Genomic DNA, 13,104 nt, shown 5'->3' on the forward strand with positions numbered 1-13,104 from the left:
GATGTTTTCGCACGTTTCATTGGAGGAAAAAACGATGCAAATTAAAGCTGAACAAATACAAAAAATTATTGGTGGGAACGTATTATTTGAAGAACTTCAATTAGAAGTGAACACTGGAGAGCATGTTGCTATTGTTGGCGTGAACGGAAGCGGGAAAACGACTTTATTACAGCTATTATCTGGTTTAGATACACAAGATAAGGGACGGATTATAAAAAGTAAGGAAGCGACCATTGGCTATCTTCATCAAATTCCGCAATATCCTATGCTATCTGTAAAGCAAGTGCTAGAGGAGGCATTTACTGAAATTTATGCATTGAAGGCAAAGATGACAAAGCTAGAGCAGGAAATGCAGGAAGCTGTATCTGATAAGGTTCTTGAGCAATATGGTCATGTGCAGGAACTATTTATGCTGCAGGGAGGCTACGAGATTGATGCGCAATTGGCGATGATTGCTAATGGCCTTGGAATTACACCATTACTTGAGCAACCTTTTACTAGCCTAAGCGGTGGAGAGAAAACAAAGGTGATGCTAGGGCAAATCCTTTTAAGTAATCCTTCTATTTTGCTATTAGATGAACCAACCAACCATTTAGATATGCAGGCAATTGAATGGCTGGAAAATTATGTGCGAAACTTCGCAGGGATAGTGATTGTTGTGTCCCATGATCGCCATTTTATGAATCAAATGGCTCAAAAGATTATAGAAATTGAAGATGGTGAAGCATTTACTTATATTGGCAATTACGATGCATTTGTTAAACAAAAAGAAGCGAAGGTTGAACAGCAATTTGCTGAATTTGAGGAACAGCAAAAGAAAATAAAAAAAATGCAGGAAACCATCAAGCGTTTAAAGCAATGGGCAAATGAAGCGAATCCACCGAACGCCTCCATGCATCGACGTGCTAAAAGTATGGAAAAAGCATTAGCTCGAATCGATCGGGTCAAGAAGCCGTCAACGAAGAAGAAAATGAATTTAGCCCTGACAATGGCTGAGCGTAGTGGTAAAGAGGTTGTGCAAATGAAGGCAATTAGCCATGCATTTGATAAGCCGCTATTAAAGGAATGCGATTTGTCTGTCTACTTCGGAGAACGACTGGCGATTGTAGGTGGTAATGGCAGTGGTAAGTCAACATTATTAAAAATGATACTTGGTGAGGTCATACCAAACGAAGGCATTTGTCGTGTTGGTAGCAGTGTAAAAATTGGCTACCTTTCGCAGCAGTTTGAGCATGAGCATCCATCGATTCGTTTAATTGATGCCTTTCGAGAAAGTGTCTCAGTATCAGAGGCGGAGGCACGTCATTTACTGGCTCAATTTTTATTTTATGGCTATGACGTTTTTAAGAAGGTGAAGGATCTAAGTGGTGGCGAAAAGATGCGCTTACGTCTAGCTCAGTTAATGCATGAGGATATTAACTTATTGATACTGGATGAGCCGACCAACCATTTAGATATTGAGGCGAGAGAGGTATTGGAGGATACATTGGAATCCTTTGAGGGAACTATTATTGGCGTGTCTCATGACCGCTATTTCCTTCAAAAGATTTTTACAAAAGTCGCATGGATCAGACATGAAACCATTCAAGTGTTTGAGGGTGACTATGAGTGGGCAAGGAAAAAACATGCTGAACTAGTAGAAGTGCCTGTTATCAAAGAAATAACAGAAAAGACCATGAGTGCTAAGAAAGAGCTGCCTATTGAGCAACAAATTGAAAAGCTTGAACTAAAATTAAAGGAACCAACACTTGCTAAGGAGCAACGTCAAAAGCTTGAACAGCAGTTAGAGGTTTTATTTGAAAGATGGATTGAGGAAGGAGCAGAGCATGCATAGTTTAGAACATATTATAGAGCTAGATCTTCATTATCTTAAAGGTTTTAGCAAGATGGAGACATGTGAGGATGGCGTATTATTTTACAATGAGGATAACCCAACATATTACGATGCAAATCATGCACATATTTGGCATAAAATAAATAATCCGAATGTGCTATTGAGCAAAATAAAGAAATTCTATCAATCGAAATCACTTATCCCAAGATTATATCTATACAACCTAGAGGAAAATCAGCCTTGTATAAACGCTTTAGAAATGCATGGCTTTCAATATGAAAGCTTTACAGATGATATACAATGTTGGAATGGTGAGCCCTTATTACTACCACATAATCCAGCTATAGGCATCGAACGTGTAACAGATACAAATATTGAGGAAGCAATGGCAGTTGAAATGAGTATTTCAACATTTGGGGAACCTTCATTAATAAAGACGGCTTTTCTGCAAACATACCGCTCCCCATACTTTACGTATTATGTATTAAAACTAGACGGAAAGGCATGCTGTACTGCTAAGCTTTTTGTCTCAGGAAACCAAGGGAGGATTGAAAGTGTAGCAACACTCGAAAGCTATCGAGGGCAAGGGCTAATTGGTTATATCCTTCAGCATATTCAACAGCAGTCAATCCAGCTAGGTTTAGAAAATCTTTGGATTATGCCAATAAATGCGCAGGTGGCAAAGGTCTATGACAAGGCAAACTTTAAATCAGTAGGCAAAATAACATCCATTCATGCATTTACAGAAGGAAAAAGCATTCATCAAATACGACAAAATTCTTAATTTGAGAGTATTAAAATTCGCCATATTCCCAAAGAATATGGCGAATTTATTTTATAAAGGTTCGTTAAAATGTTACCCGCCAATTATGATTACATGTGGCTTGAATGATAGGATGCCTTAGAAGATAATCAGCAATCAGCTCTGTCATATCTATTTGTATCTCCTTCACAACAGGTCGATTTCTAAAAAATTCAAAATTACCTGCTCCTGTTGCACGATAGCTGCTCATCACCACTTCAAATTTTTCCTCCATTTTTATAGGCTCACCTTGAATGGTTAGCATAGTGACGCGCTCTCCAATAGGCTTTGAAATATCTAGGATATACTCAATACCCTCCCACATATCATAATTATAAGGTTGTGCCTTTGGATATAGAAATGATTTAGCGACTTTTAGCTCGTCTGCCTCAACTGTAAAATAGGTCCCTGATTGTTCAAGGGCCAGGAGGATGTCCAGCCCAGATAGGCGCAGCACCTTTAAGGTATTTGCGTAAATATAATTCGTGACTATATCTCGCATTGTTACCGCTTGCTTTAAACCACCATGCTCATCGTGAAAGAGTGCTGTAGAAGAAATTGCAGCTCCTGATGCTTCCATTTGAATACGGTTTATAAATTCTATATAGGGATGCTCTTGAATACGGGCAAGAAACGCATCCTCTACTAGCATATTTCCTTGGATAGTTCCAATTGTCTCATCCAGCCATGCATCAGTTTTTTGAAAAGTAGGGGAGATCATCTCATAAACAGTTGCTTCACATACTGTATCTTCCTTCACATACAGTAGGGATGGTGTATGAGCTATAGAATGAATCCTCTGCTCGTTATCCAGTGTAATAGCTAATTCAATAGTAGCTAAGCAATTGCCCTTAGTGCCAGGCTGAACAACTGATTTTCCGTTGATGTTTGAACATATTTCACGATGCTGGTGTCCAGAAATGATGATATCTACTTCTTCAATTTCTGTGCACATACGGTACCCTTGATTTTCTCCATTTTCATCTTCCAATAATTCTCCTGTCTCTAGGTCTCGCTCAAATCCGCCATGATAGCAAAGGATGAGAACATCTATTTGTTCATTCGCACGCATCCATTTTGCCCAATAGCTTGCACTTGAAAAGGCGTCTTCAAAATGAAGTCCAGAAATATGCTGTGGCTCCTCCCAGTGTGTCACAAAATGGGTTGTCACTCCTAACACTCCTATACGAATACCTTCTATTTCCTTAATGATATAAGGCTTTGTCAAAGGCCTGCCGTCTTCCGTTAAAATATTTGCACCTAGCCATGGAAAATCCGATTGGTTGATGATGGATTGTAACGTAGGTAGTCCGTAATTAAATTCATGATTACCAAATACCATGGCATCGTATTGAAGAACATTAGCCACCTGAATAAATGGGTTTGGTATGTCCGCTTGAAATCTTTGATGATAAAAGGTCATGGGACTTCCCTGTATAAAATCACCATTATCAAGTAAAAGAGTCGGTCCTGCAAGTCGTTTCTCTTGAATAATGGATGCTAGCTTGGCTAATCCTAGTGCCTCATTCTGCTCATTGCGAAAGGTAGTAGGCATGATATAACCATGAATATCACTAGTAGCCAATATTTGTATAGTTTTGACAGTCATAGAGAGCCCTCCATTAGTTAGTATAAGTACAGTATATAAGGTTTTTATTATTCATTTCATGTCTTTACGATATCAAAATATTGATTTACGAAATAGAAACATATATTTACGTCCTATTCATACTAGGGAAATATTTACTGTTTATACTGAGGAAGCATTTCAAACATGAGGAGGACAAGAATTTGAAGAAATTACTATTTTTCGGAATAACATTCATGCTTGCCATATTGCTGATGGCATGTGGAAATGAGATCTCTAAAACATCTGATGACAAAGAAACCGTAGATGTTTCTTCAGATGCAGGTGGGAATGAGTCCATAAAAAAATTAACAATTGGCTTTGTACCTTCACGAGATCCTGATGAAATTATTACAGCTACGGAACCTTTAAAGGGCTTACTAAAGGACGAGCTAGCAGGATTAGGCTTTGATGTAGGTGAAATAGATATTAGTGTAGGAACAAATTTTGAAGCGGTTGGTGAAGCATTGTCCGCAGGGACTACGGATATTGGTTTAATTCCAGGAGGGACATATGTACTTTATGATGATGGCGCTGAAGTAATTTTAACAGCGACACGTGCAGGCTTAAGCAATGATGCAGATAATCCTATTGATTGGAATAAAAATGAGCCTACTGCACCAACAACAGCACAAACGACATCTTATCGAGCAATTTTAGTTGCAGGTCCATCTGAGAAAGGAAAGGCTTTAGCAGCGAAAGTAAATAATGGTGAGGAATTAACATTTGAGGACTTAAATAATGTTACCTAGAATGTGATGTCAAGCTCATCCCCGGCAGGCTATATTTATCCAACATTATGGCTACATGAGAAATTTAATAAAACAATTCCTGATTTAGCACAGGTTGTACAGGCTGATTCCTATGGTAATGCTTTTGCACGGTTAGCTGCTGGCAAACAGATGTCCTTGTAACGTACGCTGATGCACGTCGCGATTATGAAGAAAGCTGGCAAGGAGAATTTAATCGCGACGCTTCTATTTGGGAGGAAACCGATTTAATTGGTGTTATGCCTGCAATCTATAATGACACAATTAGTGTGAGTAAAAACTCAAAAGTCATGAGCGATGAATTAAAGAAGGCTATTCAGCAAGCATTTATTAATATTGGGTATTCAGAGAAAGGGAAGGAAGTAATCGCTATTTACAGCCATGAGGGCTATCAGGCAGCAAAAGACAGTGACTATGACAATGAACGTAAGGCACAGGAGCTAGTTCAAAATCTTGGTTCCAAGTAAATAGCATGAAAAAGGACTAACCATCAAAAAAAATATACGAAATCTGCGAGGCTTGTAGCTTATCCGTAGAAAGCCTCGCAGATTCTTAATTTTTAATTCTGATGCAGTTCTTTATCAGGAATGGAGCGTTACTATGATTGAGTTTAAAGAGGTAGAAAAAAGATACCCTAATGGCTTTCTTGCATTGAATCACATTAACCTTAACATTGAGCAGGGGGAGTTCGTTGCGATTATCGGTTTATCCGGTGCAGGAAAATCAACCCTATTGCGCTGTATTAATAAAATGCATGATATTTCAGGGGGAACTTTGCGGGTAAATACTATAAATGTGGGTCAGTTAAAGGGTAGGGAGGTACGAAATCTTCGTCGAAATATTGGTATGATATTTCAATCCTTTAATTTGGTAACACGTGTATCCGTTTTGAAAAATGTCCTAGTTTCCATTGTTCCTAATATGCCCTTTTGGCGAAAAATCTTTGGTGTTTTTACAAGAAAAGAGAAGCTTCAGGCATTAATGGCACTGGATCAGGTAGGCATTTTAGAGAAGGCCTATGTACGAGTCGATCAGTTATCAGGTGGTCAGCAACAGCGTGTAGCCTTGGCACGTACACTTGCTCAAAACCCCCAAATTATACTAGCAGACGAGCCAGTCGCATCATTGGACCCTGTAACAGCTAAGCAAGTGATGGAAGATTTTAAACGCATTAATCAAGAATTAAACATGACAATTTTAATGAATATACATCACGTTGATTTGGCATTAGCTTATGCAACACGTGTTATTGGTGTAAGGAATGGGGAAATCGTTTTTGATGGAAAGGTGAATGAAATCAACGAGGAAACGCTTGCGTTTATTTATAATGATACAAAAGAGGGGAGAGGTGTCAACCATCATGCAATGCAAGCTACTATTGCCGAAAAAAATAGTATTGCCTAATGGGAAGGAAGTGCTGGAAAAACGCTCCGTCATGCCTCTACTATGGCTTATCCTCTTTGTTTTAACATTACTTTCTATTCGTATCACAGGCTTTAGTCTAGAAGTCTTGAGGGATCGAATTGATCAGTTTTTCGTAATTATCCAGCAGATGGTACCACCTAATTGGGGCTATGTAGCGAAGCTATGGCAGCCATTATTCGATACCATTAAGATGTCATTGCTTGGCTCTGTAGTAGGTGCTTTATGTGCCTTGCCTATCGCCATGTTTGCTGCAGCCAATATTACCAAAAATAAATGGATTGCGATGTTGAGTAAATTTATGCTGAGCTTACTTCGAACATTACCAACACTAATCATTGCGCTAATTGCAACATTTATATTTGGGCTTGGAACAATGGCAGGAACCATTGCCATCTTTTTATTCACCATTGCTTATGTGGGAAAGCTTTTATATGAACAAATTGAAAATGTCGATATGGGGGGATTTGAGGCTATGCAGGCAATGGGATTGCCAACCATTCAGGCATTTCGCTATGCCATTTTGCCGCAGATTCTCCCAAATTACATATCGACATCATTATTTTGCTTTGAAGGAAATGTTCGTTATGCATCCATTCTAGGGTATGTCGGTGCTGGTGGAATTGGTTTGCTTCTTAATGAAAGCATCGGGTGGAGAAGCTATGCTAATGTAGGTATGATTTTACTAATGCTTGCTTGTACTGTTTTTATCATTGAATCAACTAGTGAATATTTTCGTAAGAGATTAATGTAGGGGTGAAGCTATGAATGCCATCGAAAAGCAATTACAATTACAACCGAATCGACGTATGTCATACTTTCTAACCCTTTTAATTTTAGGTCTGCTATTTATATGGTCCCTATGGACGTTACATGTTGACTCAATATCTAACAATGGGACAAAAATAGCAAAAAATATAGTAGAAGGACTGCTGCAGCCAGATTGGACATTACTATTTAATGCTACTACAGGTGGGATTCCTTATTTATTAATTGAAACAATGGCCATTGCCTTTCTTGGTACGATTGTAGGAGCATTTCTAGCTATTCCACTAGCCTTCTTATCAGCCTCCAATATTGTACCGAAACCTATCGCATTTGTGGTACGTTTGCTATTAATCGTTATACGTACCATTCCTGCGATTGTTTATGGTCTTATGTTTATTCGAGTTACAGGTCAAGGGCCATTTGCTGGTGTGCTTACGATGTCGTTAACATCCATAGGCATGCTGTCCAAGCTATATGTTGATGTGATAGAGGATTTGGATAAGAGTATATTAGAATCGATGGAGGCTCTCGGCTGTACGCTGATGGAGAAGATTCGTTATGGTATATGGCCACAATTGACGGCGTTATTTTTATCGATTGTCATCTATCGTTTCGATATGAATTTGCGAGATGCAACCGTACTTGGTTTAGTAGGAGCCGGAGGAATAGGTGCACCCCTTATTTTTGCGATGAATGCATATAAATGGTCTGAGGTAGGTGCTATTTTAATAGGATTAATTTTCCTTATTTTAATTGTGGAATATGTGTCAAACCGTGTGAGAACAAAGCTTGTCAAAGGATAAACCAAGCAAGCTCTTAATATTTAAAATCCTGAATAGTATCAACTATTCGGGTTTTTTAGCATTGTTCAAAAGAAGATTTTCAAATATTAAAAGTTTTTTACTTGAAAAATTGCCGTATTCGATTTATTGTCTTTAGAGATACTTGTTAATTGGACTTGGAGGATATGGAATGCACGGAATTTATATACGCTATAATGTCTCAGAAGAAACCCCAGCAGCAAAATGGCCCAAAAAAATGGATGCATTTGCGTATGTTCAACGAGGAAAACCACAACAAGACAATGACAACTTGCTGTCGATGGAAGAGCTAAAGAGCCACGCCATCCGCTATATTAAAAGCTTAAAGGACAATGCAAGTGTACATTTAGTAGAGCAACGCAATGGCGAAATTGAGCACTTTGATCGACGCTATATGGAATCATTAAAGCTTAAGGAAAGCATCGATTCACAGCTAATCAATCTTGAAGAAATCCGTTTACTATTGCAATTGATGAATGTCCTTAATCTATCACATGGTTTCGGCGAAAATGCAGGGAAGCTACTACGTCAAATTACCCCATATGCAAAAGAGGTAGAGCACCCAACATTCCAAACCACTCGTGTCGAGCGACATTTTTACTCAGAATTAATTGAGCAAATTGAAGCGATCTATGCACGAATTATGCGTCAGCACAACCCATCCACGACTGAAATGCAGCAGTCTGAAAAGCTTTGGTCCGCTGTTTGTGAGCAAGCGATTGAAAAGGTGGAGGCACGAATTGAACGTCTTTCCTCTATCAAGCTTAAGCATGAAAAAAATTTGCTAGAGTTTAGTCAATTAAAGCAGCAAAACATCGAGGCAAAGGAACGCCTTGATCTGGCAGTCAATGAACTTGATGTTATTTTAAACGTACTAGAATCATAATGGCTTAAAGCGGTTTGAATGGGGTTTAGCGATGAGCTAGCCCCACTCTCTGTACACAAAAAAAGCATCGCTCCATGAGAGTAGATGCTTTTTTGTGTGGTTGTATGACCAAGACTGTATTCAAGGAAACTTTGATAGGTAGTATGAACATGCTACAATAAGTACGCAGCATCAAGCTGACTCCTTTTTCGAAAGGAGGTGCACTACATGCCTAAGTTATCACGACAAGAAAAGAGTAAGGCTAAAAGGGAGAAACAGCGTAAAGATAGACTAGCCATCTTTCGATACGCAACAGATCTATTTCGCGTGTTAGATACCATTTACCGTTTCTTTCGTATGATGCTGTAAAAAAAGGAAGCGTCATTCAGTATTTTTACTGGGTGACGTTTTCCTTTGGGGAAAATAAAAAACGCCCAAGAGCCACTTGGACGTTTGCACTACATGCGATTCTCACGACAAGAATCTTACTAACATTATAGTAACCCCAACAGGCAAAACCGTCAAGGCTTTAATAGTATACGTAATGTTGGAAGGTGTTATTCTTAAAAAAGCACTTATTCAATATTATGAACGGGTTCTATTACTTTTTGATTTTTCTACCATTTTTCTGAATTTTATATCTTACGCATGAGCGATTTTTTCATCATAATTTCTGTATAATGTGGTTCCATGTGGGGTTAGTAAATTGACTAGCTCTATTTTCAATAATAGACACTACAGCCCACCCTACTTCTAATATTAATTAGCATCTCGAGGGTTCGAAATCAAAATAGCCATCGCCATCTTAAAAAAATCAATCACAATAAAGAACTATTATAGCTAATCTAACATTCCGAAGAAGAAATCTTAAGGCTTTTCAAGATAGATTTTCTCTATAAATAGATTAGTTCAAAGGATGGACTTTTATTTCTTGGTAATCGCTAGTTTTGCAAAGACATGCTGGTTTATCATCAAAAGTAGTGGTTCAGTCTTTAAAAAAACCGCAAAAAAGATCAAAAATTATTTATAGTGATTCATTATGATGATGAATAGAGGAGGTGAAATGCTTTGAAATATGAATGGGTAATTCAAAAAACAATACATTGGATTGAATCTCATTTACATGAGCAAATTTCTGTCAATGATATTGATCATATTACAGGCTTTTCAAAATATCATTTTCATAGAATCTTTCAAAATTCAGTAGGAATGTCTGTCTCAGAATATATTCGAATGCGACGACTTGCAAACGCGGCAAGTACGCTTCTTTATACGAACGAGAGAATAATTGATATAGCTGTCTATTATCAATTTGAATCACAAGAATCTTTTACACGAGCATTCAAAAAACAATATAAATTACCACCAGGTCGATATAGAAGTGTTATGAAAAATATAAGTGAAAACAAGGAGGAGAAAATAATGGGGGAAAAAGTGAAGGGCTGGATTTTAAGTGGAAGTCATCCTTTTAATTATGAAATAGGAACAGATCGAAGAAATATACATCAAGGGAAAGCATCAGGTTATTTAAAGTCAAAAACTGTACAAGAACCAGGAGAATTTGCAACCATGATGCAGGAATTTAAGGCTGATAAATTCAGGGGGGAAAGGATTATGCTCTCAGGATTTATTCAAACTAAAAATGTCCAACAATTTACAGGTCTATGGATGCGAATAGATAGTGCCTCAGACGAGATTCTTCAATTTGATAATATGAATAATAGACCCATAATTGGTACTAATAATTGGAATCGCTATTCTATAGTTCTAGATGTACCAGAAAACAGCGCAATCATCTCGTTCGGAATTTTATTAACAGGGAAAGGAGAAGTTTGGTTAGATGGACTTAGTTTTGAGGTAGTCGATAAAAATACGCCGACAACAAATTTTAGTGTTGAAACCATTCTTTTGGATGAACCCACAAATCTATCCTTTGAAGAATAATGAAGTGGTTGTTTATTTGATTTAAAAAAAGCATGTCCACCGAATAAAGTAGATCGGTGACATGCTTAGTGATGGATAGAAACGCCAAAGTGAAGGATAGAAAGATTGAAACGATGGATAGAACAGTTCAATTGATGGATAGAATCATCAAAGTGATGGTTAACGCTTCAAATTCTGCTATTATTGCTTTTGTTCCAACTTAGATTGGCGATATATTCGAAGTAAATCCAGCCCTAGTAATAGTACGATGATATAAAATATAGGGCTGTCGAAGGATAGGCCAAATTGAGATTTGCCACCAAGCAATGTTAAAACAATCCATAGTCCTACGGTATACAGTGTTACGCTAACATATGCTTTTTTAGACAGCTTTTTATATTGCCCCTTATCCATTGTGATTTGTACAATGACCAAAATTACTAAAATAAGCAGGATTATTTTTTTGCTTAGTACTGCAGCTAATGTAGTATCAGGGAAAAAATCATTGACGAAAAGTAGGGTAAAAAATACAAGAATACAAAAGTTTAAAATAGTAGAAAGCCTCATGCAAAATCTCCTTAGTTGCCAGTATTCCTCTCATTGTATCATGGTTTTACTGGCGGAGAGAAATTATAAGTTGGACTCATGATAGCGTTTGAGCATTGTTGCAAATTGCTCACGAGTTACGAAATTTTGAGGGTTCGATCCGTCCGTAATACCTTGACATTGCAGCCAATCCCACGCAGCTTTATGCGTTTCAGTGGCTTTACGCGTTGGAATAATAGTTTGTTTTGTTTGCAAAGCGTTTTCCAGTTCTTTTATTTTGTTTAGCAATTCATTGTATTGTGACATTGTTAGCTCTCCTTTAGCTTCATTCGTTAATGTTATGTATTTCATAGGATCAACGGCATTTGGTTGTCCCGTTTGCCATAGACCATTATGTATTTCGAAGTGTAAATGAACACCAAATGCACGTCCTGTATTTCCCATAATTCCGATTTGCTGTCCCTGCTTCACCTTTTGTCCTACCTGAACGCAGGAAGAATCCAAATGAGCATAATTTGTTTCATATGTTTTGCCATGGATTGTATGCCTAATCATCACAACATTTCCATAGCTGCTTAATGCCTGTGCTCGCGTAACAATACCAGCCGCACTGGCGAAAATTGGAACCTTTCCTATTGATGCTAAATCGATGCCTTGATGCCATTCTTTCCCAAAGCCGATATTTCGCCAACCAAATTTACTAGTTAATCGAGCATTCTTCACAGGACTCATAAAATCAACCATTATCATTCATCTCGTTTCGGTTTATTATAGGTTAATGCTCTTGAAGAATCACTTAGGCTAGCTGTTGTCGGATCCAGAATGGCATTATATGTACTAACGGCTATCAAAGCTAACACATATGGATTAGAGACTGCATCCAAAATTAAAGTCCACACACTCTGCCAAGTAGTTAAATCCGCTCCGGTAATGCCATAATAGGCAAAGAGGGGAGTGATTACGGATAATCCTACCGTCATCCAAAATTGAGGATTGCGAATGCGAACTTTCCAATTAATTTTCATCGGGCATCATTCCTTTCTTATAAGCCAAATAATTTTAAAATAAAAGCACCAATTATAATTGTAGGAAGAAGTATCCACCAATGCAGATATTGTTTAATGATGTCACCAATAGAGATATAATCCTTCTCAGATTCCTCCTTTAGATCTTCCTCAATACTATCCACACGTTGACCAATACCTTTAACATCCTCCTGTAATTCAACCTGGGTCATATTTAATTTTGTAAGATTGATATTAATATTATTAAAGGTTTTATCCATTCGATGTAATTGGATTTGCTGATGCTTATTCATCTCCTGCTGCTGTTCGGATACTAATGTTAAACGATATAATAATTCATGATTACCTTCTAATTTTGAAATTCGGTTCTCTTGATTCTTAATTTCAACCTCAGCACTGGCTAATCGTTCACCTAGTTTTTCATTAATCAATTTTTAATCACCGACTTTATCAAAATAGTAAAAGAGTAGGGGAGGGATAGCTCGCACCTACTCTAGTAAAATGTTGAATATTAATATATATAACTGATTTAAACGATTTTATTAGGGTTTTATGTATTAATATTTTTAAATAATATGTACCTTTTTCGAATGTACTCGCTAGTGCCACTGAAATTGTCTCATCCGATTTTAATTCATCAATTAATTTATCAATACGCATGTAGAGTTATTTCATATAAGTAGCCCCATCTTCTACATTTT

Annotated in this window: 15 protein-coding genes and 1 pseudogene; 11 read left to right on the top strand and 5 right to left on the bottom strand. The window is 37.5% G+C overall.

Annotated elements, in window-relative coordinates:
• Positions 1-34: 34 nt before the first annotated feature.
• On the top strand, positions 35-1,834 hold the full coding sequence (gene abc-f, locus QNH24_RS07555) for a ribosomal protection-like ABC-F family protein (protein ID WP_283871465.1): 1,800 nt from the start codon (positions 35-37) through the stop codon (positions 1,832-1,834).
• Positions 1,827-2,618, top strand: coding sequence for a GNAT family N-acetyltransferase (locus QNH24_RS07560; protein WP_283871466.1), 792 nt, complete (start codon positions 1,827-1,829; stop codon positions 2,616-2,618). The genes abc-f and QNH24_RS07560 overlap by 8 nt, the downstream gene beginning before the upstream one ends.
• A gap of 64 nt (positions 2,619-2,682) precedes the next feature.
• Here the strand turns inward: QNH24_RS07560 and QNH24_RS07565 are convergent, their stop codons facing one another.
• The gene (locus tag QNH24_RS07565) at positions 2,683-4,245 is read right to left on the bottom strand and encodes a bifunctional metallophosphatase/5'-nucleotidase (protein ID WP_283871467.1); all 1,563 of its coding nucleotides are present in this window, start codon (positions 4,243-4,245) and stop codon (positions 2,683-2,685) included.
• A 182-nt stretch (positions 4,246-4,427) separates the two neighbouring features.
• On the opposite strand from QNH24_RS07565, the gene QNH24_RS26260 reads away from it, so the two are divergent.
• The 9 genes and pseudogenes from QNH24_RS26260 to QNH24_RS07600 all read left to right on the top strand — a co-directional run bounded on the left by QNH24_RS26260 (position 4,428) and on the right by QNH24_RS07600 (position 10,853).
• A complete protein-coding gene (locus QNH24_RS26260; RefSeq protein WP_430675103.1) occupies positions 4,428-5,015 on the top strand; it encodes a PhnD/SsuA/transferrin family substrate-binding protein in 588 nt (195 codons plus the stop codon).
• A 6-nt stretch (positions 5,016-5,021) separates the two neighbouring features.
• Positions 5,022-5,177, top strand: a complete 156-nt coding sequence (locus QNH24_RS26265) for a hypothetical protein (RefSeq protein WP_430675105.1) — start codon at positions 5,022-5,024, stop codon at positions 5,175-5,177.
• A 41-nt stretch (positions 5,178-5,218) separates the two neighbouring features.
• Positions 5,219-5,500 (top strand): annotated as a pseudogene (locus tag QNH24_RS26270) (PhnD/SsuA/transferrin family substrate-binding protein); the annotation flags it as partial.
• Positions 5,501-5,633: 133 nt separating this feature from the next.
• Complete coding sequence (phnC, locus tag QNH24_RS07575; RefSeq protein WP_283871468.1) at positions 5,634-6,437, top strand: phosphonate ABC transporter ATP-binding protein; 804 nt, start codon at positions 5,634-5,636, stop codon at positions 6,435-6,437.
• A complete protein-coding gene (gene phnE / locus QNH24_RS07580) occupies positions 6,394-7,209 on the top strand; it encodes a phosphonate ABC transporter, permease protein PhnE (RefSeq protein ID WP_283872769.1) in 816 nt (271 codons plus the stop codon). The genes phnC and phnE (QNH24_RS07580) overlap by 44 nt, the downstream gene beginning before the upstream one ends.
• A gap of 10 nt (positions 7,210-7,219) precedes the next feature.
• Positions 7,220-8,026: a phosphonate ABC transporter, permease protein PhnE gene (gene phnE, locus QNH24_RS07585; protein ID WP_283871469.1), complete on the top strand. Its 807-nt coding sequence runs from the start codon at positions 7,220-7,222 to the stop codon at positions 8,024-8,026.
• A gap of 169 nt (positions 8,027-8,195) precedes the next feature.
• Positions 8,196-8,930, top strand: coding sequence for a hypothetical protein (locus QNH24_RS07590; protein WP_283871470.1), 735 nt, complete (start codon positions 8,196-8,198; stop codon positions 8,928-8,930).
• A gap of 207 nt (positions 8,931-9,137) precedes the next feature.
• Positions 9,138-9,278: a hypothetical protein gene (locus tag QNH24_RS07595; protein ID WP_283871471.1), complete on the top strand. Its 141-nt coding sequence runs from the start codon at positions 9,138-9,140 to the stop codon at positions 9,276-9,278.
• A 699-nt stretch (positions 9,279-9,977) separates the two neighbouring features.
• Complete coding sequence (locus tag QNH24_RS07600; RefSeq protein ID WP_283871472.1) at positions 9,978-10,853, top strand: helix-turn-helix domain-containing protein; 876 nt, start codon at positions 9,978-9,980, stop codon at positions 10,851-10,853.
• A 180-nt stretch (positions 10,854-11,033) separates the two neighbouring features.
• On the opposite strand, the gene QNH24_RS07605 is transcribed toward QNH24_RS07600, so the two are convergent.
• The 4 genes from QNH24_RS07605 to QNH24_RS07620 all read right to left on the bottom strand — a co-directional run bounded on the left by QNH24_RS07605 (position 11,034) and on the right by QNH24_RS07620 (position 12,834).
• Entirely contained in the window at positions 11,034-11,399 is a 366-nt protein-coding gene (locus QNH24_RS07605; RefSeq protein WP_283871473.1) for a hypothetical protein, read from the bottom strand.
• Between the two features lie 63 nt (positions 11,400-11,462).
• Positions 11,463-12,122 (bottom strand): M23 family metallopeptidase, encoded by a 660-nt coding sequence (locus QNH24_RS07610; protein ID WP_283871474.1) that lies wholly within the window; start codon positions 12,120-12,122, stop codon positions 11,463-11,465.
• Positions 12,123-12,124: 2 nt separating this feature from the next.
• A complete protein-coding gene (locus QNH24_RS07615; RefSeq protein WP_283871475.1) occupies positions 12,125-12,403 on the bottom strand; it encodes a phage holin in 279 nt (92 codons plus the stop codon).
• A 17-nt stretch (positions 12,404-12,420) separates the two neighbouring features.
• Positions 12,421-12,834, bottom strand: a complete 414-nt coding sequence (locus tag QNH24_RS07620; RefSeq protein ID WP_283871476.1) for a hypothetical protein — start codon at positions 12,832-12,834, stop codon at positions 12,421-12,423.
• Positions 12,835-13,104: the final 270 nt, after the last annotated feature.

It is taken from the genome of Lysinibacillus pakistanensis (assembly GCF_030123245.1).
In the GTDB taxonomy this organism is placed as follows: domain Bacteria; phylum Bacillota; class Bacilli; order Bacillales_A; family Planococcaceae; genus Lysinibacillus; species Lysinibacillus pakistanensis.